Origin of the sequence: Coprococcus sp. AM97-35 (assembly GCF_027697525.1) — a bacterium.
GTDB lineage: Bacteria > Bacillota > Clostridia > Lachnospirales > Lachnospiraceae > Allocoprococcus > Allocoprococcus comes.
In genome coordinates, this window is the sequence record NZ_JAQESL010000001.1 from 226,689 (window position 1) to 249,326 (window position 22,638).

The following is a 22,638-nucleotide window of genomic DNA, read 5'->3' on the forward strand; positions in this document are numbered from 1 at the left end:
CTTTATACCACGCGCATTGAGTAATGCGTACTCCTTTCTATTCAAAATTAGAGCAGCTTAATCCAGTCATCACATACCTTTTGAATTGACATATTAACGCGCACCTTCTTGGCTTCAGTGGATAGCTCTTTACATTCTTCTGGATTGCTCAGAAGCTTCTCTATTGCTGCTGCCATATGTTTCTCATCACCTACGGGAACCAAAATTCCATTTTTACCATCTTTGATTACTGCTTTCGCTCCTCCGATAGGGCAGTCTGTCGCAATTGTCGGAACTCCCATTGCCATTGCCTCCAGCATCGTATTAGACATACCCTCAAAATCAGAAGAAGAAACATACAACGCTGCACGATTCATAACTGCATAAATATTGTTAGAAAAGCCTTTTAGAGAAACTCTCTCCCGTAATTTATGATTATCAATATACAATTGAAGTTCTTCAGCAAACACACCATCTCTATATGTTTTATCTCCGTAAATATGTAGCACATATTCTGGGAACTTATTTTCAATCAATTCCCAAGCCTTAATTAACATCAAAAAATTTTTCTGCGGAACAATACGGCCAACAGCTAAAACAAGTTTTTCTCGATCACCTAAATCACAAGGATCCGGTAGTTTTTCAGAACTGATTGGATTTGCAATTATGATACCTTTTTCTTGTACACTCTTTGGAAAATAATTCTTTGCATCACTGGTTTGAAACACACAGCAATCTGCATATCTAAATGCAGTATTACGGATTTTTTTCATGAATTTTTTTCTTGGAATTATGTTTGGATCATTACGTTCTGACACAATATTTTTATTATGCAATCCAACAGATGCCAGAACACAATAGGCACTTACATCAGGAAAAAAAGAAATCACCGTACTATTCTCATGGTGTTTAAAATACTCTCTGAACTGAAGATATTTATCAAATATTTTCAGCGCCTTGTTTTTTTTCTTAGATGCAATTTTATCTACTGCAATACCTTCTGCTAGAGGATAGCTCTGCGCAGGTCGTGAACCTGTGACAAGAACTCTAACGCAGATTCCGCGTTCAGCCATTTCATTTGCAATATTTAAAAAAACTCTCTCTGCTCCTCCTCCTCCAAGCGTACCGGTAGCAATAATAACTTCTTTCATATTCTTTCCACTCTCATCTCTCCGATTTTTTTCTATACACATTTAGAAACTCCTCTGAAAGTTTATCCCATGTAAACCCATTTGAAATTGTTTCTTCCGCACTCTTTTGGATTATTTTTTTCTTTTCTTCCGTAACATTCAAAATTGTATTTGCCCACTGTAGAGCATCCTTTTTTCCAAAAACAAATCCATTTTCTTCGTGCTCAATTAATGTACTGGAACCGCCATTTCGAGTTGTTAGTACAATATTTCCGTAGTACATTGCCTCTAAAAGAACCATTCCAAAAATCTCATATTCCGTTGGCAACAAGAAAAAGTCTGCTTGTTTGTATATACAAGAAAGATATTTCTGCTCCATCTTTTCCTGCCAAACCACCTTATCTCGAACTCCAGCGTTTTCCATATACAGAAAGACTTTCTTTATATACTCTGGATCTCCTGTTCCAATCATGTACAGCCGTGCGTTCACATTTTTCTCAAGAACTTTCTGAAAGACATCAACTATAAAAGGAATGTCCCTACGATCTTCAAATCGTCCAATGTAAAGTAGCTTCATACTACTATGGTCATCGGTCATTGCCTGATACAGTGGTTCTGAACATTTTTTTCTGTCATTTGACAGCATCTGAGCATCAATACCAACGCCTATCGTTTTTACGTTTTGTGAAGATATCCCTTTACTTATGAGAAATTCCTTTGCCATTTCACTTTTAACAATAAAGGAGGTTTTCTGCTTGATATATCGCTTAAGAAAAATCGCATCGAATGCTTTACACATCAAGTTGTAACGTTTATTGAATGGGCTAAAGTAAGGGCCATGATAAATCACAGTTTTTTCAGGATACTTTTTTGCCAAAATCCACGCTTGCATCTGATTGTATTCGCACGGTTGAAGGACATCATACTGATTAAACAAATCTTCACAATTTTTATATACCGTATTTTTTAGCATTGTCATTCCATGTCTATAAAAGACATGAATGCTCCCGACATCATCTACCGGTATCGTTATTGTTTCTTCTTTCTTATCTGTCCAAAAAACGATATCACAAATGTGTCCTTTTCGTACTAGCGCCTTTGCCAAACCAACTTCTTGAATATTATATGTATTGTTCTTAACCGCCATATAAGACGGGTAGTTTCGAATAATCAGTATCTTCATCTCTGCATCCTTCACAAGAAATCACTTTGCCTTAGTCACGCTGGAAAATATCTCTAGTGTAAACCTTATCCTTCACATCATCCAAGCTCTTGTCATAGCGGTTCGCTATGATGGCCTGACTTTTTTTCTTGAACTCGTCCAAATCATTAACCACTACTGATCCGAAGAACTTCTCGCCATCTTTCAGCGTCGGCTCATAGATGATCACAGTTGCACCCTTAGCCTTGATGCGCTTCATGACACCCTGAATGGAGCTCTGGCGGAAGTTATCACTGTTGCTCTTCATGGTCAGTCGGTATACACCAACAACAACTTCTTTTTCCTTGCTCTCATCCCAGCTGTCGTTTGCTTCATAAGCACCAGCAATTTCAAGCACACGGTCGGCAATGAAATCTTTACGGGTTCTATTGCTCTCGACGATAGCTACAATCAGGTTTTCCGGTACATCGGCGTAGTTCGCCAGCAGCTGCTTGGTGTCTTTCGGCAGGCAGTATCCACCGTAGCCAAAGGACGGATTGTTATAATGAGTACCAATACGAGGATCCAGGCAAACACCGTTGATGATCTGCTGAGTGTTCAGCCCCTTCATCTCAGCATAGGTATCCAGTTCGTTGAAGTAGCTGACACGCAGTGCCAGATAGGTGTTAGCGAACAGCTTAACTGCCTCTGCCTCAGTAAAGCCCATAAACAGAGTGTCAATGTTCTCTTTAATTGCGCCTTCCTGCAGGAGTTCTGCAAAAGTGTGTGCCGCCTTTACCAGACGAGCATTATCCACATCAGTACCAACAATGATACGGGAAGGATAAAGGTTGTCGTACAATGCCTTGCTCTCTCGCAGGAACTCCGGGCTGAAGATGATATTGTCGCAGTGGAACTTCTCACGAACACTTGCTGTATACCCAACCGGGATGGTGCTCTTGATAACCATAATGGCTTCCGGATTGTACTCAATGACCAGCTTGATGACTGCTTCCACCGCACTGGTGTCAAAGAAATTCTTCTTGCTATCGTAATTTGTCGGTGCTGCGATGACTACAAAATCAGCATCAGAGTATGCTTCCTTGGCATCCAGAGTTGCGGTCAAATCCAGTTCTTTCTCCGCCAGATACTTTTCAATGTATTCGTCCTGAATCGGTGACTTCTTGTTATTAATCAGTTCCACTTTCTCAGGGATGATATCCACAGCAGTCACCTTGTGGTGCTGAGATAACAGCGTAGCAATGGAAAGACCCACATAACCAGTACCAGCCACAGCAATCTTCAAATCCTTAAATTCTCTCATGATATTTATCTCCTTTATTTGTAATCAGCAAAGTGCCAATATGAAACTTTCCTTACTTATAAAACTCAGCGTACCACTCAGCGAAGTTCCGCAGACCGGTCCGCAGGCTTGTACTCGGCTTATACCCAAAGTCACGCTCCAACGCACTGGTATCTGCATAGGTCACAGGCACATCACCCGGCTGCATCGGAACCAGTTCCTTGTGTGCTTCAAAGTCATAATCTTCCGGCAGTACCTTTGCACGAACCAGCTCCTCACTCAGAATCTGCACGAAGTCCAGCAGGTTCTCCGGATTCTGATTACCGATGTTGTAAACTGCATACGGCGGAATCGGCAGACCATCTTCACCGTTCTTCTTGTCCGGTGCCTTCTTCATCACGCGGACAACGCCCTCAACGATGTCATCCACATAAGTAAAGTCACGCTTGCAGTTGCCATAGTTGAAGATTTTGATGGTTTCACCCTTCACCAATTTATTGGTGAAGCCGAAGTAAGCCATATCGGGACGACCTGCAGGACCGTACACGGTAAAGAAACGCAGACCAGTGGACGGGATGTTGTACAGCTTAGAGTAGGCGTGTGCCATTAACTCATTAGATTTCTTAGTGGCTGCATAAAGGGAAACTGGGTTGTCAACCTTATCCTCCGTGCTGTACGGAACCTTTTTATTAGAACCGTAGACAGAGGAGGAAGAGGCATAAACCAAATGCTCCAGACTCTCGCAATGACGGCAGGCTTCGAGGATATTAAAGAAGCCGACCAAGTTAGATTCCACATAAGCATCCGGGTTGGTGATGGAGTAGCGCACACCAGCCTGTGCTGCAAGGTTAACTACCACAGACGGCTTGTACTTTTCGAACAGTTCAGTGGTCAGTTCCTTATCAGCGATGTTGCCTTTGACAAAGGTAAATGTGGGATACTTGACCAACTCATTCAGGCGGAACTCTTTCAGTGCCACGTCGTAATAGGCATTCATGTTGTCGATGCCGATGACCGTAGCAGAAGGAGCTTCCTGATAGATTCGTTTCACAAGGTTGGAACCTATAAATCCAGCCGCTCCTGTGACTAAAATTGTTTTTTTATCTAAAATTACTGTGCTCATATTTTTACTCCTCAATTTCTTATCTTCACAAATTTATTCGGATACAGGAAGAACTCCAACCACTTCGTTTTCTTCATAATCCAAGCAGCCATAACCGGGCCAACAAAACTAATACCCAATCCAAACACTACATGAAGCACCGCATTTTCTATGCCAATCTTTAATAGTAAAGATCTTAGCGGTGCTGCAAATAATGTATGCATCAGAAAAATCGGCATTGTGTATTTTGCAATGAATTCCATGCCTCTACCGAACTTTTCCTCAAAACCCGCCACCATCATGATAACAGCCACACAAGCCAATAATCCCATTACGAAAGAGACTGCACTACTGCTGATTTCCGCCGTATATACCATAATGCTCAGAATTATAAACAGCACTCCGCATATCATTCCTTGTACTTTTCTGCCCTTCAGTTGCACGTTAAATGCACAAATGCTCATGCCGAGTACAAACCAGATTTCGTTTGAGAGAACTGTCGATACTGCGTAAACGCTGTACCCCCCCCGTTAAAATTAGACTTTTTGCAGCCAGTGCAACTACTAATCCAACTGCAGTTGCTTTCACACTGTTAAAAGTTGGCGTAACAAGAAAGATGAAGAACAATGCGTACAAATACCAGTACGGTGCTGTTGGATGAAGGAACAATGTTTCTCCTAGACCGCCGATTTGGTCATTGACACTGCTTGAGAACACTTTTTTCAATACCCATGTAGCAGTCGTAAAAGTCGCATATGGTACGCCGAGTGCCAGCACTTTTTTCGTTACATTTCTATACCAACTGCCTACACTGTTTACCTTGTTGTACTTCTGATACAGATATCCACTACAAATGAAGAACAGCGGCACGTGGAAGTAATAAATCGTCGTATTAAACCACTTATACAAGTCATTCGCTGGCAAAATATTCGCCTTCGTCATACTCTGAAAGAAATGTCCCAGTACGACCAATATGCAGGCAATGACTTTTACATCATCGACCCATTTTTCCCTTGTTCGTACCGCTGTCTGTTCACTCATTACTTATTCTCCATCTGCTGTGCGATATCAGCATCCACGATTTCCTCGCCGGTCTTATGCTTCAGCTGCTCTTTACTTGCTTCACTCAGACCATTGTTGATTACGCAGTTCATATCGCAGGTGCTGCACTTATCCAGATCCTCTTTGGTAACTTTGCCATCACGGTAGTCACGGCAGATCTTCAGCTCATACATGCTGTACGGATGTTTGGTGAACAGAGCCTTGAACTTGTGAACCAGAACCCAAGTAGCGGGCTTCCAGATGTACTTGTGCATAGCCGGGGAAACAGAACCGATCATCCAACAGTCACGGTCGCAGCAACGAACCTTTGCACGAACCTTCTCTGCTTCCGGGCTGTTCCACAGTTCGTCCCAAGTCTGGTTATTAAGGTTGCCCATGACCTCTTTATCCTTGGTACCATTGCAAGGCATAACATCGCCATACGGATCAATGAAGAAGGTGTCGAAACTCATGTCGCAAGGCAGCAGACGCTTCTGACCGTAGATGTAGTTGATCAGGCCGTGGTTAAAGTAAGCACGGAACCACTTCTTCGGGCTGTTGCTGCGGAGCAGTTCGTTGACCAGATTTTCAAAGTTCTTCGCAACCATCGGACGGTCGTGGATAATGTTCTTTGCCTCAACGAAGTAGAAGCTATTGTGCAGAGAAGCAGTTGCAAACTCCATGCCCATATCGTTGGAAATCTTGTACAGAGGAACGAGGTCAGGCGCATTTTTATCCTGAACGGTCATGCCGAAGCCAACGTCCTTCATGCCCATCTCACGCAGCTTTTTCAGTGTGCCGTAACCACGCTGGTAGCCGTTTTGTAGACCACGGATCTCATTGTTGGTCTGCTCCAGACCCTCAATGGAAATACGGATACCGATCTGCGGGAACTCCTTGCACAAGTCAACGATACGATCTGTAAAGAAACCGTTCGTCGAAATAACGATACGATCAGACTTCTTGTACAGTTCCCGCACGATATCCTTCAGGTCGGTACGGATGAACGGCTCGCCGCCGGTAATGTTGGTGAAGTACATCTTCGGCAGCTTCTTGATGGTCTCGATGCTGATTTCTTCTTCCGGCTTGGAAGGTGCTTTATAGCGGTTACACATAGAGCAACGAGCATTGCAACGATAAGTGACGATGACCGTACCATTTAACTTCTTTTCTTCAGACATGATTAACTCTCCTAACTCTCTCTTTTAAGAATGTTTCGATTTTATTTAAGAACCACTTTGCACATACCGAGAACACAACCGAACCGCAGATGACTGCAACAGCTGTAAAGATATATGCCAGCAGACCGTTTCCAAATAGATGAACGAGGTGCATCTTCTCAAGCACACGATAAATCACCATGTGGCACAGGTAAATCTCGAAGCTGATACCACCGAGGAACTTGGCAACTGGATTTGACCAGTACCCCCCCCACTTGCATCCGAGGGTATAGATCAGTGCTGCCACGCAGAAGAACAACATCGTGAGCGTATTGCCGTCTACTGCAAAATAAGCAACTGTGGCAATCAGCAGAATTGCCGCGGCAACAATCTTGTACTTCGATGCAAATTCGGCCAGCTCTTTCCGATAGAGGAAGATCAGACCGCCTGCGATAAAATAAATTGCATCGTAGACGATGTTCGTTCTTCCAGCATTGAAGTAGTTGCTACACAGCCAATTGAACACCAGTGCTACAACTGCCACACCCCACGCTCTCTTCTTGTTTCCAATCAGGAAACATAAGAACGGGAACAGCATGTAGAACACAAAAATGACTGCCAGTGTCCAACTCACGCCAATAACCGAAATCTTGGCATTCGGCAGAAGTCCCTGACATAAAGTCAAGTTTGCGAAAACCTCAAACAAGGATTCCTTGCTTGGTGAAACCACAAAGTCTAACGCACAAAGCAGTGCAAAGTACGGCCAGATTTTGATGTACCTTTTCTTGTAGAAATCCTCTATGCTGATCTTCTGGTCAATAATTTTCTGGTAATAGCCACAGCACATACCAAAACCGCTGACCATCATAAAAAGGAAAACGAGGTTTGTGAAAGATGGTATTAGCCGTTCAAACACAAATCCTCCTATCCCATATTCTCCATTTGCGAGGACGTGCATCAGTGCAATGCCAATGATGGCATATGCCTTCAAACCGTCTATTCCTTCATATCTATCCGCTTTTGTAGCCACAAATTCTCTCCTCACATACCAGTCTTACCGATACACCTTCATAATTTTCTCGTAATACTCATCAATGGTATCGAAGCTGATGTTCTTGCAGTTCTTGCTATATGCTTCACACAGCTTCTTATCACCCCAGAGCTTCTCGATCTTTCTCTTCAAATCTTTCCCGTTACCGCTCTCAAACAGCTCACCGGTCTTGCCAACCTGAATCAGTTCCGGGATACCTCCGATGTTCGCTCCCAGCACCGGCGTGCCGTACATCTGAGATTCCATCACAGAGAACGGGCAGTTCTCATACCACTCAGACGGGTAGATGGAGAACCGTGCCTCACGGATGAGTTTTTCCAGTGCCTCTCCTTTCTGGAAGCCAACATTTTTGATGTTCTTAATACCATTTACTGTCTCTTCCAGAGGACCAGTACCGGCGAAGATGAACTGAACATCCGGCAGCTCCTTACAGACCTTGATGAGTGTGCCGATGCCTTTCTCCTCAGAGAAGCGGCCAAAGTAAAGGACGTAGTCCTTCTTTTCCGTTTCCTTCCACTCCACCTTGTCGATGAAGTTGTGCATTGCCACGGTCTTCGTCGCAAACAGCGGGTTGCTGTCCATCTTGCTCTTCATGAACTCAGAGCAGCAGATCATGGTGTCAATGTACTTGTAGGTGCCCTTCCACTTCCAGAATTCGGCTTCCATCATGCCAATGGCAGATTTCGCCGTGGAACCGTGGATGCACTTGCCTTTCATGCAGTTCACGAAATGACCGCCGAGGCACTTCTCACAGTTCTGGTGGGTGTTCGGATTGTTCAGCATGTGGTTCGGACAAACCAGCTGGTAGTCATGTGCCGTGAAGATAATCTTGCAATCCCTTCCGGTCTCCTTGTGCCACTTCACGATTTCCAGAATGATGGAAGGTGTCAGCTGGTAGTTAAAATTGTTCAGGTGACAGACATCCGGCTTGAAGTCGTCCAGAACTTTTCTCAGTTGTACTCTTGCTTCCTTGCTGTAGATGGTCTTGATCGGGTAGGTCAGCTTGCTCAGTTTGCTGCCGCCGTGGAAGTCCATATCTGATGTATAAGCATTGACTCGGTTGCCCACGCAGCGACCTTCATGTTCCATACCGAAGTACTGAACCTCGTGTCCATGCTGCTCCAGTGCCTCACCCAATTTGAATATATACGTCTCACTTCCGCCGTTTCGGTGCAGAAATTTATTCAAAATCAGCGTCCTCACGTTAAATTTCTCCTTATTTTATGTTCTATTTCACTACCTCTGTTCAGATGCAGCACTTCCAATGTATTGTTCATAAACCAGAGTGCTCCATACAAACGCAGGTAGTGATACTGAAAGTTCTTATGATAAAATCATCTGCTGTTACTGAACCTAGGTGGCGAGATAAAAACCGCTCTCGCAGCTCTACCCATCTCTTAAAAAACGCCGTAAATACGCTATTTCCATGGCGTTTTTACTATGTACATCTCACTACCTACGTTCGATTAGAGGAGATTATTTATTATCAATACTCTCATCTATTATTATCTCCTGTACAGTTTCATCGTTTCCTTTACAACTTCATCCCAGTTATATTTCTCGCAGATAAAGTCAGCTGCCTGCTTCTTCATTTTCATAACCATTTCAGGATGGTCACAGGCCTCTTGCAGTTTTTCTCGCAAGTCCTCTACATCCGACTTTTTGAAAATCAATGCCTTATCTTCCACAACCTCTGCGCACTCTGGAATATCAGAAACCAAACAGCAATTGCCATAACTCATAGCTTCTAGCAGGCTCAAGGGCATTCCCTCCAGATCAGAAGGTAATGTGTAAATATACGCATTGCTATATAATTCATCAAGCATCTGCCCCTGAACAAATCCGGTAAAAATGATTCTATTATCATCCTTTGCCAGCTCTTTCAATTCCACCATAAAAGAATCCGTATCGCTAGAGCCACCAGCAATAACCAATTTTTTATCTGTTTTGATGTCTTTAAATACCTCAACCAGATATCGAATGCCCTTTTCCGGCACCAAACGACCAAGAAACAATATGTAGGAATCTTTCGTCAGTCCAAATTTTTCTGTTATTAAACCAGCTTCTCGGGTTTCTGGTCTGTTCACTCCATTCGGAACGAAATGTGTCTCCCTGCCATAGGTATCTCTGAAATAATCCTGAACACCTTTACTCAGAACGATGATTTCATCTGCATATTTTACAGCATTCTTTTCACCCTGACGGATGAATTTAGAGCCAAATCCTGACTTCCATTTTTCCCGTTGCCAGTCTATACCATGAATGGTAACCACAACCCTCTTTCCAAACATCTTTGGAAGCCATGAAAAAAAAGCTGGACCTTCTGCATGGATATGTACCACATCATATTTTCCAAAAGCACTGTACAGAGCCGCAAAGAAAGAGGAACTCACCGCTGCAAGACCTTTTCCTTCAATAGTTGGAACAAATTTCTGTCGGATTCCATCATATTCAATTTTATTGTCATACTCTGCACCACTCACGTGATGACCAGATCTGTTGTAACAGGTAACCCGACATCCATCTCGTGCCATTCTTGTGCACAGTTCTTTTACAACAATCTCTATCCCGCCCTCACGGGACAGTCTTTTTTGTCCGAACATGGACACTGCAAATTTATCTTTCATAATGTTCTCCAACCAATATTGTCCCCTCTACTCCTTTATATCTATGTACTTTTGTTGAGTAGACATTTCTGCACTCTACATACTTAAAAGAAGTAGCCTTTTCAGCATTTCGTATGCTTTTTATTGACCTTTTACAACAATCCTACTTCGATCCAACCTTCCCCAGCACAACAGCCACGGTCTTAAAAAGGATCTTAATATCCAACCCCGGATTCCACTTTTTAATATACTCGGTATCCAGTCTTACAACTTCTTCAAAGTCTGTGATATTACTTCTTCCGCTGACTTGCCACATACCGGTAAGTCCCGGCTTGAATGCCAGTCTGGAGCGGTGATGCATCTCGTATTTCTCCCACTCGTCCACTGTTGGCGGTCTGGTTCCCACAAGGCTCATGTCACCTATGAGTACATTCCAGAACTGTGGAAATTCATCCAGAGAGTAATCACGGATAAAATTACCGATTCCCTTGATGATACGTGGATCATTATCCATCTTGAACATCATACCATCTTTGATATCGTTCTGCGCCATCAGCTCTTTCTTCCGTTCTTCTGCATCCATATACATGCTTCGGAATTTGTAAATGTTGAATTTTTTGCCATTTTTTCCGATTCGCACCTGTTTGAAGAAAATCGGTCCCGGTGACTTAATATAAATGATTGGTGCTACAAAGATAAAAATGATACCTGTCAGTAGCATTCCAACCAGTCCTCCGCAGATATCCATCGTCCTTTTGAAGATCAGCTGACCGGCGCTTACCATATTGATGCTGGTCGAAAGCACCGTATATCCTTCCAGCTTTTCCACAATCTGATTGGAAGAATCATCCGCAACTCTTGCCAGCTTGATATGTATGGTAATTCCCATGATACCGAAATTTTTGATCATTTTATCCGGAAGCGCAAGCTCTGTCGGAATGCTGAAAAGTGCTTCATCCACCCAGTTCAACTGTGCAAAATCTTCAATCGCACTCTCTCCACAAAATACCGGGAATCCATGATAATTTGGAATTTCATTTTCTTTTGCATCAATAATTCCAATTCCCATTACATGAAACTCACTGTAGGGATTGCTGGTAAATGCCTCCACAATTTCTCTATAATTCTTTTTTCCACCGATCAGAAGGATCGCTCTTTTCCCTGATGCAGGGCCTCTGTGCTTGGAAAGCCATTTTTTCAACAAAATCCTTCCTATATATAATACGCAGATCGATATGATTGGGAATGCAAATATAACAACTCGCGAGTAATTGCTCGACTCTTTCATTGCAAACAAATAAGCAATCACACACACGGTCACGATGATTGCGTGCTTTGCGACTGCCTTAGTCTCCAACCAGTACCCTCTTCTTAAGATGCCCTTGTAACTTCCCATCATCAGTCCCACAAGCAGATCAATCGCCGCTATCGCAAAAAACACATTCCGGTAAAGCGGTGCTTCTCTGTAATATGCAGTCCCATGATGTAACCAGTGAGCAAGTAAATAAGATACTTCCAACAATATTAAATCTAACAAAATAAAATCCCAGTGTTTTAACCAACTGGAAGTTTTCTTTCTGTACATAAGTGAACCCAACCCTCTTAAACATTACTTTCGTAATTTGTTTTCTCTGATATTTATAACATATTTCGTATAAAAGGTAAAGCAATCTCCATGTACAATTCTCTTTTTCGACATTTTATCGACTTTCCGCACAAAAAAGCCATTAGTTTTGTGTACTTTTTTCCTAAAAACTAATGACTTTTTAATTATTTATCGATTATTGTATTTTCAATTATAGATTTTTACCCTTTCCATACAATAATCACCTTTTTTTGCTGCTGCAATCTGATTTCTGACAGATTTTCTACTTTGTCAGTGCAATAATTGCCTTCACCACATCGTCAATTCCCATCTCAGAGCTGTCGATCAGCGTTGCATCTTCAGCCTGCTTAAGCGGTGCGATCTCTCTTGTCATATCGCGCTCGTCTCTTTCCTGGATATCCTGCTTGATCTGTTCAAAATCACAGGCTTCTCCTTTTCCTTCCAGTTCTTTGAACCGGCGCATTGCACGACATTCTACGCTTGCGGTCAGATACACCTTTACATCCGCATGCGGAAGTACATTGGTTCCGATATCTCTTCCGTCCATAACGACATCCTTTTCTTTTGCAAGATTTCTCTGCAGATCCAGAAGCTTTGCTCGTACTGCCGGTACTGCCGAACTTACGGATGCCATATTTCCAACAGCTTCCTCGCGAAGCTCTCCAGTGATGTTCTCTCCATTTAAATATACCTGCTGCATACCGTCTTCGTAGCCAAGCTCTACCTTTGCATCCTCACATGCTGCCTCGATCTTCTCTACTTCTCCCGGTACAATCCCTTTTTTCAGGAAATGTACGGCAAGTCCGCGGTACATTGCCCCGGTATCTACATAGATGAATCCCAGTTCCTTTGCAACCAGTTTTGCGATCGTGCTCTTTCCGGCACCTGCCGGTCCGTCAATTGCAATATTATATCCCATTTTGTATCCTCCCTGTTTCACTCACATTTTCCTGTTCCTGTCCAGATCTGACGGTTCCTTTTCCGGCTTTCCGCTGATATTCTCATCCTCAGCCTTTTTCGACTTCTATCAGGATCATTTCCTGTTTATGCCATCTCTGGATTGCTGTGCGATATCTATAATCCAAAAACTACCAGATATTACTTCCTGCCGCATATGCAGTCGACCATGCGATCTGCAGATTGAATCCACCGGTCAGTGCATCCAGATCCAGCACTTCCCCTGCAAAATACAGTCCCTGTACCAGCTTTGACTCCATCGTAGACGGATTGATTTCTTTGACTTTTACACCGCCCCGTGTAATAATTGCCTCTTTGAAATCTCGAAGTCCGGTCAGTGTCACAGTAAAATGCTTGATTAGATGGACGAAATTCATCCGCTCTTCTTTTGTGATCACATTGACCTTCTTCTCCGGATCAATGCCGCTTAAGTGGATCATGACCGGAAGTAATTTTGCCGGAAACAGTCCGGTAACTGCATTTTTAAACTGTTTATTATGGTTTGCATCAAATTCCCGCAGCACTCTCGCATCCAGCTGCTCTTCGGAAAGAGCCGGCTTCAGGTCGATGACCAGCTTTAACTCATGCTTTTTCTGCAGGATTTTACCTACATAGGCACTCGCACTGATGATCAGTGGTCCGCTTACTCCAAAGTGGGTGAATAACATTTCTCCGAAATCACTGTACAGCTCTTTCTTTCCGTCATAGACCGTTGCCTGGACATTCCGGAGGGAAAGCCCCATCAGTGCCGGAATGTACTCTTCTCTGACATTCATCGGAACCAGGGAAGGTGCAGGTTCGGTGATCTTGTGTCCCATCGCTTCTGCAAAGCGATAGCCATCTCCGGTGGAACCTGTTGTCTGATAGCTGACACCACCGGTTGCAATAATGCAGGCATCCCCTTCTTCTTTGCTTCCATCTGCCATGACAAGATAGGAAAATCTTCCATCCTCTGCCACAACTTTTTCTACATTGGAATAAAGATGGATATGTACTCCATTTCGCTTCATTTCCAGCTCCAGTGTGCGGATAACATCCGAAGAATGATCCGACTGCGGAAATACACGGTTGCCACGCTCTGTCTTCAGACGCAATCCTGCATTTTCAAAGAAATCCATCACATCCTGGTTGGTAAATCCGTAAAAACTGCTGTACATGAATTTCTCATTGGATACCATATTCTGGAAAAGTTCATCCACGTCACAGGCATTGGTGACGTTGCATCTGCCTTTTCCCGTGATGAAAAGCTTCTTTCCAAGTTTTTCATTTTTCTCAAATACGTGGACTTCATTGCCATTTTTCGCCGCAAAGATCGATGCGAACATACCGGCTGCTCCGCCCCCTACGATCAGTACTTTACTCATTTGATCCTTACCTCATCTTCTACAGGCTCCAGTTCATCTCTGGAATAAACCTGATATTCGTCCCAGATGTCCTCCAGTGTCTCCAGCGTCTCGATGACATCATCCTGCTTCTTCATGCAGAGTGCAACCACCAGTGCATTGATCACACTGAGCGGTGCAACCAGGGAATCTACGATAGATGCCATATCACTCTTGGCGATCAGATTGCAGGAGGAATAGAGATTCATCGGTGAATTCACACTGTCGGTCAAAGTTATTACCTTTGCTTTCCGGTTGCTGGCAAATTCCAGTGCTTTTAAAGTACGCATGGAATATCGCGGAAAACTGATCCCGATGATCACATCTTCTTCCCCGATCCGGATCAGCTGCTCAAAAATCTCGCTGGAACTGTTGGTATCGACCTCTACCACATCCTCACAGATCAGATTCAGATAGAAAGTCAGGAATTTTGCCAGCGGTGCACAGCTTCGGATTCCAATCACATAAACCTTTTTTGCCGCAAGGATCGTATCCACCGCCAGCTCAAATGCATGATTGTCCACGGATTCCAATGTCTGCTTGATCTTCTCGATATCAGACTGCAGAACCGTCGCCAGGATCTCGCTCCGGTCGATCCGTCCGTAGGTCACTTCCATACGCTGGATAGAATTCAGCTTGGTACGCACCAGTTCTCCCAGTGCTTTCTGGAATTCGGGATAGCCTTTATATCCAAGCTGTGTTGCGAAACGGACAACCGTTGATTCGCTGACACCGACTGCCTCTCCCATCTTTGCAGCCGTCAGGAAGGCTGCTTTATCATAATTTTCTTTGATGTAATCCGCAAGCCGCTTCTGTCCCTTGCTGAACTTCGGATATTTCTCATCAATTCTAATCAGTAACTCATTTTTTGTGCTCACAATTTGCCTCCAAATAAGAAACGTGCCTTTTTATAAAATCATTTACTTCTATTATAAATAAGGTCACAACCCTTTTTATTATAAGCAAAAGAGCCATAAAATTCAACTCGAATTTTATGGCTCCTGAGGTTACGTTTTGCTCACAAAATACTGTCTGTAACAGCTTTCGTCAGTTCGTCGTTATTATACCGGATAACTTCCGTCTTTTGCAATTGTAGCATCTACTTTCTTCTCCTGTGCCTCGCGGTATTTGAAGAAGTCTGTAGCTACCTGCGGGAAGAGTGCGTAGCTGAGTACGTCTTCATCCTGCTCTTTGTACTGTTCCATCTCTTTTTCAAGAGTTCCGAGTTCATCCGGAATCAGATCTGCCGGACGGCATGTGATAACTTCCGGATTGTTTCCGAGTACTTTCTGAACAACATCCGGGTTGAACGGTTTAACAGTTGCACCGTATTTTCCGCTCAGGATGTCTTTCGTCTCTTTTGTTGCCATCTTGTAGCGTTCGCCCATCAGGACATTGAATACTGCCTGTGTACCAACGATCTGTGATGACGGAGTAACCAGCGGTGGTTCACCAAGGTCTTTACGAACTCTCGGTACTTCTTCAAGTACGTCGTAGAACTTGTCTTCTGCTCCCTGCTCTTTGAGCTGGGAAGTAAGGTTGGAAAGCATTCCACCCGGTACCTGGTACAGAAGAGTCTTGATGTTAACACCAAGGTTCTTCGGATTGAGAAGTCCGCTGTCAAGTGCTTCGTCACGGATCGGACGGAAGTAATCAGCGATCTCAGCCAGAAGATTCTGGTCAAATCCTGTATCATAAGGTGTTCCCTTGAATGTCTCAACCATAACTTCTGTTGCCGGCTGAGAAGTTCCAAGTGCGAACGGTGAAATAGCGGTATCGATCACGTCTACACCGGCTTCAACTGCTTTTAAGTATGTCATTGAAGCAACACCTGATGTGTAATGTGTATGCAGCTGGATCGGGATATCAACAGCTTCTTTTAATGCTCCGACAAGTTCTGTTGCCTTGTACGGAAGAAGAAGTCCTGCCATATCTTTGATACAGATAGAATTTGCACCCATATCTTCGATTCTCTTTGCGATGTCTACCCAGTAATCCAAGGTGTAAGCATCTCCAAGTGTGTAAGAAAGCGCGATCTGTGCTTCTGCTTTCTCAGCGTTAGCTGCTTTTACTGCTGTCTGAAGGTTTCTAAGGTCATTCAGACAGTCAAAAATACGAATGATATCGATTCCGTTTGCAACAGATTTTTTAACGAAGTATTCTACTACATCATCTGCGTATGGACGGTATCCAAGGATGTTCTGTCCACGGAAGAGCATCTGAAGTTTGGTGTTCTTGAATCCGTCACGGAATTTACGAAGTCTTGACCATGGATCTTCATGCAGGAAACGAAGGGATGCATCAAATGTAGCTCCGCCCCAGCACTCTACGGAATGATATCCGACTTTGTCCATTTTATCTACGATCGGAAGCATCTGTTCTGTGGTAAGTCTTGTTGCGATCAGGGACTGATGCGCATCACGCAGAACTGTTTCCGTAATCTTAATCGGTTTCTTTTCAATTGCTGCCATTATATCTTCCTCCAATTATTATAAGGTTTATTAAGCTTCAGGATTGTTATCTCACTGTCAGATACGCGCTGCTCGCAGCGCTAAGGAAACCTGACGGTTTCCTTCTGTGCCTGATGGCACAGTCTGACATTTCGATAGCAACCGCGATTTGCCCTTGCAAGCAAGCAAATCGCTTCCTGTTGCTACATTACTCCGAAAATAGCCATAAATGTTCCGGCTGCTACGGCTGTTCCGATAACTCCGGCTACGTTCGGTCCCATTGCATGCATCAGAAGGAAGTTGGTCGGATCTGCTTCCGCTCCTACTTTCTGAGATACACGGGCTGCCATAGGTACGGCAGATACTCCGGCTGAACCAATCAGCGGATTTACCTTGCCATGTGTGGCTACGCACATCAGTTTTCCAAACAGGACACCTGCTGCGGTACCGAATGCGAATGCGATCAGACCAAGTAGTACGATCTTCAATGTGCTGACATTTAAGAATGCCTCTGCACTTGTAGTAGCACCTACAGATGTACCAAGCAGGATAACTACGATGTACATCATTGCGTTGGATGCGGTCTCTGTCAGCTGTCTTACAACACCGGATTCTTTGAACAGGTTACCAAGCATCAGCATACCTACCAGAGGAGCTGTTGTCGGAAGAATCATACATACAACGATGGTTACGATGATCGGGAACAGGATTTTCTCAAGCTGTGTAACCGGACGAAGCTGTCCCATTTTGATCTTTCTTTCCTTCTCTGTTGTGAGAAGCTTCATGATCGGCGGCTGGATGATCGGAACCAGTGACATGTACGAGTACGCCGCCACGGCGATCGGTCCCATCAGAGCCGTCTGCTGGAGCTTACCTGCAAGGAAGATGGATGTCGGTCCGTCTGCTCCACCGATGATGGAGATAGCAGCTGCTGCCTTATCAGAGAAACCAAGAGCCATCGCGCCAAGATAAGCTGCGAAAATACCAAACTGTGCTGCCGCACCGAGGAGGAAGCTCGCCGGGTTGGCAATGAGCGGTCCGAAGTCAGTCATCGCACCGACACCCATGAAAATAAGTGACGGGAGAATAGACCACTCATCCAGCTGGAAGAAGTAATACAAAAGTCCGCCCGTTCCGTTAGCCGAATCTTCTGCATGAAGCATGATATCCGGGTAAATATTTACCAGGAGCATACCAAATGCAATCGGTACAAGCAGAAGCGGTTCAAACCCATGCTTGATTGCAAGATAAAGGAAAAAACATGCAACTGCGATCATAATGTAGTTACCCCAAGTCAGGTTGAGGAATGCAGTCTGCTGCACGAGGTTTCCCAGTGTGTTAGTGATATATTCCATGTTATAACCTCCTGTTTTTCAAAAGGATGTTGCTCCTTAGTTCAATGTAGCCAGTGTCTGTCCTGCTTCTACTGCATCACCTACTGCTACATCGATACTTGCAACTGTTCCGTCTTCCGGAGCTACAACAGGAATTTCCATCTTCATTGCTTCTACGATAAGAACTGCATCACCGCGGGATACTTTCTGTCCTACGCTTGCTTCGATCTTAAATACTTTTCCGGCTGCACCTGCTTCTACCTTGATGCTTCCAGCTCCGGCTGCTGCTTTTGGAGCTGCCTTCGGTGCTGCTTTCGGAGCTGCCTTTGGTGCTGCTACTGGTGCTGCAGCTGCTCCGTTTCCGTTTTCTTCTACTGTAACATCATATACGTTGCCGTTAACTGTGATTGTATAGTTTTTCATCTTTAAATCCTCCTGATTCTATTCGCACTATGCATTCCATTTGTTTGATTTTCTTCTCTTGATAGAACGTACTACAAATCCGTCTGTAGTAGTTCCTTCTGCTGCTGTGATCGCTGCTGCGATAACTGCAACAAGTTCGGTATCATCCATTTCTTCTGCTTCTTCTACAGCTGCTGCCACTGCCGGAGCCGGTGCTGCCTTCGGAGCTTCTTCTTTTTTCTTCTTGGATGTACCGTTAAGTAATGCAGGAACGTATTTGATCAGGGAAATGATAAAGCTCATGAAAATAAGCATTACGAATACAGTTCCCATACCAAGTAATGTGTTAAGTCCCGCTTTTTCAAGGATTTCGCTCATGCCGTAATGAGCATTGACTGTAAATGATTCCAGAGTCATATTCTCATCGAATACGAATTCCAGGTCTGCACTTCTGTCAGAAAATGTTGCCGGTGCAGTTACCGTAACACCTGTAGAAGATGCCTCGAATTCATAGTCTTTATGGCTTTCATAATCGCCGCATTCTTCCAGGGATGCTTTCCATCCTTCCAGTGCAGTTGCAAAAGTGTCTGCTTCCATCTGCACACCGGTCTGGCTTTCAAACTGTGCCATCAGATATCCCTGATTCCAGTCTGACATCTCTGTGATCTGGTCGCTTGTGATGGATCCGCTCTCAATGATATCAAAAACAGCATCACAAGACTGGATCAGTGTATCTTTGTCATAGCTGACGGTCTTGGCATTTCCGCAGCCTGCAAGGCCGAGCACAAGTACCAGAACTGCGACTACTAAACTAATCTTTTTCTTCACTTTGCTTCACCTCGCTAAATTGTTCCGTGTTTTTTGGATGGTCTTTCTTCCCTTTTTGTAAATAACATCTCAAATGCACCGATCACATATTTTCTGGTATCTGCCGGTTCGATGATGGTATCTACATATCCTCTTCCAGCTGCGGAAAGCGGGCTTGACTGAAGTGCTTTGTATTCTTCTGTCTTTGCTTTTAATGTATCTGCATCTGCATCTGTGTACATGATCTTCGCGGCCATGTCTGCTGCCATCATTCCGATCTCAGCTTCCGGCCATGCGTATACCATGTCTGCTCCGATTGCTTTGCTGTTCATTGTCACATATGCGCTTCCGAATGCTTTACCTGTGATCACATTGACTTTTGGTACAGTTGCATCTGCAAATGCATAAGTGAGAGCTGCCATCTCTCTTGCAAGGTTCTTTTCTGAGCATGCAGTTGCCTTGAGTCCCTTTACGTTTGTAAGTGTGAGTACCGGAATTCCGAATGCATCACAGAATTTAACGAAAGCTGCTGCTTTCTTGCATCCCATTGCTGAGAGTGTGCCGTCGAATTCTTCTGCTGTGTTGCCTTCTTCATCGTATACTTTTGAGCGGTTGGCAACAGCACCTACTGTCATTCCGTTCAGGCGGATGAATCCTGTTACCATATCTTTTGCATAAGCTTTCTTTGTCTCAATGAATACACCATTGTCAGAGATCATAGAAAGAGCAAGTGCTGCATCTTCTGCTGCATTCTCAAGATCTGCACATACTCTGTTCAGATCATCTGTGCATTCATCATATGCATCGTTGTCTTCGTTGTTAGCCGGAAGAATTGCTACGAGTGAGCGGATCTCGCCAAGAATTTCTTCTTCGCTTCCTACGCCGTCAACGATTCCGGATTCTTCACTCTGGAATTTTGCGCTTGCTGTATCGCATTTGTCCGCAGTGTTGCCCGGAATGGTGTTCGGAGAGTTTACGAATAATTTTCCGTTCTCTGCCATAAATGTAAAATCAGAAAGTGCTGCTGCCGCTGCCAGTCCACCACCGCAATTGCCGAATACTGCTGTGATCTGTGGAATTACGCCAGAAGCCATAGCCTGTTTGTAATAGAAGCTTCCGAATGCGTTCAGTGCGTCAGTTGCTTCCTGAAGACGAAGTCCTGCGCAGTCGATCAGACCGATCACCGGTGCGCCCATCTTCATTGCCATATCATAAATGTTCGCAATCTTCTTTGCGTGCATCTCGCCGATGGTTCCGTTCAGTACAGATGCGTCCTGGCTGTATACATATACCAGGTTTCCATCGATTACACCGTAACCTGTGATGACGCCATCTGTCGGAGCTTTTTTCTCCTGCATGTTGAAATCTGTTGCTCTTGCAGTTACCTGTCCACCGATTTCAACAAAGCTTCCCTCATCGAGCAAATTGGCAATTCTTAAGCTCGCCGGGTTTGATGATGTTGTGTTGCTCATAAATCTAGCCCTCCATTTTTATAAATTTAATAATTAAATCAAATTTTCTGCCGTGTATATTATACTTGCTTTCTATGCAATACGCAACTGTTTTTGATAAGTTTTCTCTTATTTTGTTAAATTTTCGACAAGTAATTTTCACGTGTAAAAAAAGCCTCTGCAACGCAGAAGCCTTTTTTTTACATAAACATATTCCCTGTTCCGACATAACGGATGCCGTCTTCAAAGACTCTTTTTCCGCCAAGTGTAACAAATTTTACATCTTTTAATCTGGTGATATCCTTGCTTAAGTCACCGCCAACTACCAGAAGATCTGCATCCAGTCCTTCGGCAACAAGTCCGCGTTCTTTTTCCACACCCAGAACCTTTGCCGGATTGGAAGTTGCCACCTGTACTGCCTGCACCGGTGTAATTCCGTATTCCACCATATATTGCAGTTCTCTCGGAAGCGGTAAGAGCGGAGAATGATACATCACCATATCGGTGCCGGCAAGAACCGTCACACCCGTATCATAAAATTCTTTAAAATGATCCCGGTACGCTTTGTATGCCGGTTCAAAGAATTCATAATTTGCCATTTCTTTTTGCATGACCGGATCACTGACCGGTGCATCGCCATTCTTCTCGATATTTTCCTTGCACAGTTCATAGAGATAAGTATATGCCATGATAGTCGGTGTCCAGGCAATACCTTTTTCTGCCATCTGCTTTGCATGATCCAGCGTCATAAAGGTTCCATGTTCGATCGTGTCAAATCCGGCATCAATGCACATCTGGATCCCCGGATTGGTTCCGGCATGCACGCCACACTTGATTCCTCTTCTGTGGCACTCATCCACCGCCGCATCCAGTTCTTCCTGGGTAAGCTCCGGATACGATTCGCGGTTGGTGGTCAGGATCTTCACCCATTCCGCACCATCGCGAACCTGCTTACGGATTTCTTTACGGATTGCCCACGGACCGTCCGCTTCCTCGACTTCATCCCAGGCATGTCCGCCCGTCATGCAGATTCCGGTATCCGTATGCACGATTCTCGGGATCACGATAAATCCCTTCTTTTCTGCCAGTTTCAGATTCTTGCATACACCATGTGCTGAAGACATATCCCGCACCGTGGTGATCCCTCTTTCAAATGCAGCCTGCGCATGCTGCAACGCATATAACATGATCAGCTGTGCCCCATAATTAAAGCTGTCCGGCTGGGAATAGCCGTATGCAAGATGCGCATGCATATCCATAAGTCCCGGAAGAAGTGTCGCATCACCATATTCCTTAACTTCCTCCTGCGGAAATTCTTTCAGCAGCTCTTCTTTTGGTGCGATTTTTCCGATCTTGCCGTCCTCTCCAATATAGACTGCCTTATCCGTAAGAACGGTCTTTCCATCTCCTGTAATCAGATATTTCGTACTGATAATCATCCCTTGGTCCCTCTTTTATTCTTTTATTTTTTCAAATACACGCAGCCCTTTCATGCTGCCTCGCTCGTCGCATTCATTCTTTAATATTTTAAAGTGCAACCATTTTGAAGTGTATTATACTTGTTTTTCCTAAAAGGCGCAACCATTTCAAACAAAATCTGTTAAAATTTTTGCAATTGTGGAAGCCTCTGCTGACACAATTTTCGCTTTCAGAGGCTCATCGCAATGTTTTGCACAATGGACTTCACCCCCATATTTTTCTAAATCTGCCCCACTACCTCCCCCTCGCAGACCGTC

20 protein-coding genes are annotated in these 22,638 nt (G+C 44.1%); all 20 read right to left on the reverse strand.

The features are described from left to right. Positions 1-47: 47 nt before the first annotated feature. Positions 48-1,172 (reverse strand): glycosyltransferase, encoded by a 1,125-nt coding sequence (locus PG840_RS01095; protein WP_270613272.1) that lies wholly within the window; start codon positions 1,170-1,172, stop codon positions 48-50. Next, positions 1,144-2,292: a glycosyltransferase family 4 protein gene (locus PG840_RS01100; protein WP_270613273.1), complete on the reverse strand. Its 1,149-nt coding sequence runs from the start codon at positions 2,290-2,292 to the stop codon at positions 1,144-1,146. Before PG840_RS01100 ends, PG840_RS01095 begins: the two co-directional genes overlap by 29 nt. A 31-nt stretch (positions 2,293-2,323) precedes the next feature. Beyond that, positions 2,324-3,574 carry a nucleotide sugar dehydrogenase gene (locus PG840_RS01105; RefSeq protein ID WP_270613274.1) on the reverse strand — a complete coding sequence of 417 codons (1,251 nt, stop codon included), beginning with the start codon at positions 3,572-3,574 and terminating at the stop codon, positions 2,324-2,326. Positions 3,575-3,626: 52 nt separating this feature from the next. Further along, positions 3,627-4,676 carry an NAD-dependent epimerase/dehydratase family protein gene (locus tag PG840_RS01110; RefSeq protein ID WP_270613275.1) on the reverse strand — a complete coding sequence of 350 codons (1,050 nt, stop codon included), beginning with the start codon at positions 4,674-4,676 and terminating at the stop codon, positions 3,627-3,629. A gap of 11 nt (positions 4,677-4,687) precedes the next feature. After that, the gene (locus PG840_RS01115) at positions 4,688-5,119 is read right to left on the reverse strand and encodes a hypothetical protein (protein ID WP_330674075.1); all 432 of its coding nucleotides are present in this window, start codon (positions 5,117-5,119) and stop codon (positions 4,688-4,690) included. Continuing rightward, positions 5,100-5,696, reverse strand: a complete 597-nt coding sequence (locus PG840_RS01120; RefSeq protein WP_270613277.1) for an acyltransferase family protein — start codon at positions 5,694-5,696, stop codon at positions 5,100-5,102. The genes PG840_RS01115 and PG840_RS01120 overlap by 20 nt, the downstream gene beginning before the upstream one ends. Continuing rightward, positions 5,696-6,877: a radical SAM protein gene (locus tag PG840_RS01125; protein ID WP_270613278.1), complete on the reverse strand. Its 1,182-nt coding sequence runs from the start codon at positions 6,875-6,877 to the stop codon at positions 5,696-5,698. Before PG840_RS01125 ends, PG840_RS01120 begins: the two co-directional genes overlap by 1 nt. After that, positions 6,870-7,886, reverse strand: coding sequence for an acyltransferase family protein (locus PG840_RS01130; protein WP_270613279.1), 1,017 nt, complete (start codon positions 7,884-7,886; stop codon positions 6,870-6,872). The genes PG840_RS01125 and PG840_RS01130 overlap by 8 nt, the downstream gene beginning before the upstream one ends. Before the next feature lie 24 nt (positions 7,887-7,910). Next, complete coding sequence (locus PG840_RS01135) at positions 7,911-9,110, reverse strand: glycosyltransferase family 4 protein (protein ID WP_270613280.1); 1,200 nt, start codon at positions 9,108-9,110, stop codon at positions 7,911-7,913. Between the two features lie 302 nt (positions 9,111-9,412). Beyond that, the gene (locus PG840_RS01140) at positions 9,413-10,534 is read right to left on the reverse strand and encodes a glycosyltransferase family 4 protein (RefSeq protein WP_270613281.1); all 1,122 of its coding nucleotides are present in this window, start codon (positions 10,532-10,534) and stop codon (positions 9,413-9,415) included. 142 nt (positions 10,535-10,676) lie between these two features. Then, the gene (locus PG840_RS01145; protein WP_270613282.1) at positions 10,677-12,098 is read right to left on the reverse strand and encodes a sugar transferase; all 1,422 of its coding nucleotides are present in this window, start codon (positions 12,096-12,098) and stop codon (positions 10,677-10,679) included. Between the two features lie 283 nt (positions 12,099-12,381). Beyond that, on the reverse strand, positions 12,382-13,038 hold the full coding sequence (gene cmk, locus PG840_RS01150) for a (d)CMP kinase (RefSeq protein WP_270613283.1): 657 nt from the start codon (positions 13,036-13,038) through the stop codon (positions 12,382-12,384). Between the two features lie 169 nt (positions 13,039-13,207). Continuing rightward, a complete protein-coding gene (locus PG840_RS01155; protein WP_270613284.1) occupies positions 13,208-14,440 on the reverse strand; it encodes an NAD(P)/FAD-dependent oxidoreductase in 1,233 nt (410 codons plus the stop codon). Continuing rightward, on the reverse strand, positions 14,437-15,336 hold the full coding sequence (locus PG840_RS01160) for a MurR/RpiR family transcriptional regulator (protein WP_022219915.1): 900 nt from the start codon (positions 15,334-15,336) through the stop codon (positions 14,437-14,439). The genes PG840_RS01155 and PG840_RS01160 overlap by 4 nt, the downstream gene beginning before the upstream one ends. A gap of 183 nt (positions 15,337-15,519) precedes the next feature. After that, the gene (locus PG840_RS01165; protein ID WP_270613285.1) at positions 15,520-16,929 is read right to left on the reverse strand and encodes an oxaloacetate decarboxylase subunit alpha; all 1,410 of its coding nucleotides are present in this window, start codon (positions 16,927-16,929) and stop codon (positions 15,520-15,522) included. A 182-nt stretch (positions 16,930-17,111) separates the two neighbouring features. Then, positions 17,112-18,263: a sodium ion-translocating decarboxylase subunit beta gene (locus PG840_RS01170; RefSeq protein WP_008369207.1), complete on the reverse strand. Its 1,152-nt coding sequence runs from the start codon at positions 18,261-18,263 to the stop codon at positions 17,112-17,114. 36 nt (positions 18,264-18,299) lie between these two features. Continuing rightward, positions 18,300-18,665: a biotin/lipoyl-containing protein gene (locus tag PG840_RS01175; RefSeq protein WP_008369209.1), complete on the reverse strand. Its 366-nt coding sequence runs from the start codon at positions 18,663-18,665 to the stop codon at positions 18,300-18,302. 27 nt (positions 18,666-18,692) lie between these two features. Beyond that, complete coding sequence (locus PG840_RS01180; RefSeq protein WP_270613286.1) at positions 18,693-19,472, reverse strand: OadG family transporter subunit; 780 nt, start codon at positions 19,470-19,472, stop codon at positions 18,693-18,695. A gap of 14 nt (positions 19,473-19,486) precedes the next feature. Then, positions 19,487-20,923 (reverse strand): acyl-CoA carboxylase subunit beta, encoded by a 1,437-nt coding sequence (locus PG840_RS01185; RefSeq protein WP_022219913.1) that lies wholly within the window; start codon positions 20,921-20,923, stop codon positions 19,487-19,489. Between the two features lie 179 nt (positions 20,924-21,102). After that, positions 21,103-22,341, reverse strand: a complete 1,239-nt coding sequence (locus tag PG840_RS01190) for an amidohydrolase family protein (protein ID WP_270205156.1) — start codon at positions 22,339-22,341, stop codon at positions 21,103-21,105. Positions 22,342-22,638: the final 297 nt, after the last annotated feature.

Bases quoted from the DNA above. Each gene is read 5' to 3' on its own strand.
- PG840_RS01095 (WP_270613272.1), bottom strand. From the start codon at position 1,172: ATGTGTATAGAAAAAAATCGGAGAGATGAGAGTGGAAAGAATATGAAA.
- PG840_RS01100 (WP_270613273.1), bottom strand. From the start codon at position 2,292: ATGAAGATACTGATTATTCGAAACTACCCGTCTTATATGGCGGTTAAG.
- PG840_RS01105 (WP_270613274.1), bottom strand. From the start codon at position 3,574: ATGAGAGAATTTAAGGATTTGAAGATTGCTGTGGCTGGTACTGGTTAT.
- PG840_RS01110 (WP_270613275.1), bottom strand. From the start codon at position 4,676: ATGAGCACAGTAATTTTAGATAAAAAAACAATTTTAGTCACAGGAGCG.
- PG840_RS01115 (WP_330674075.1), bottom strand. From the start codon at position 5,119: ATGAGCATTTGTGCATTTAACGTGCAACTGAAGGGCAGAAAAGTACAA.
- PG840_RS01120 (WP_270613277.1), bottom strand. From the start codon at position 5,696: ATGAGTGAACAGACAGCGGTACGAACAAGGGAAAAATGGGTCGATGAT.
- PG840_RS01125 (WP_270613278.1), bottom strand. From the start codon at position 6,877: ATGTCTGAAGAAAAGAAGTTAAATGGTACGGTCATCGTCACTTATCGT.
- PG840_RS01140 (WP_270613281.1), bottom strand. From the start codon at position 10,534: ATGAAAGATAAATTTGCAGTGTCCATGTTCGGACAAAAAAGACTGTCC.
- PG840_RS01145 (WP_270613282.1), bottom strand. From the start codon at position 12,098: ATGTACAGAAAGAAAACTTCCAGTTGGTTAAAACACTGGGATTTTATT.
- cmk (WP_270613283.1), bottom strand. From the start codon at position 13,038: ATGGGATATAATATTGCAATTGACGGACCGGCAGGTGCCGGAAAGAGC.
- PG840_RS01155 (WP_270613284.1), bottom strand. From the start codon at position 14,440: ATGAGTAAAGTACTGATCGTAGGGGGCGGAGCAGCCGGTATGTTCGCA.
- PG840_RS01165 (WP_270613285.1), bottom strand. From the start codon at position 16,929: ATGGCAGCAATTGAAAAGAAACCGATTAAGATTACGGAAACAGTTCTG.
- PG840_RS01170 (WP_008369207.1), bottom strand. From the start codon at position 18,263: ATGGAATATATCACTAACACACTGGGAAACCTCGTGCAGCAGACTGCA.
- PG840_RS01175 (WP_008369209.1), bottom strand. From the start codon at position 18,665: ATGAAAAACTATACAATCACAGTTAACGGCAACGTATATGATGTTACA.
- PG840_RS01185 (WP_022219913.1), bottom strand. From the start codon at position 20,923: ATGAGCAACACAACATCATCAAACCCGGCGAGCTTAAGAATTGCCAAT.
- PG840_RS01190 (WP_270205156.1), bottom strand. From the start codon at position 22,341: ATGATTATCAGTACGAAATATCTGATTACAGGAGATGGAAAGACCGTT.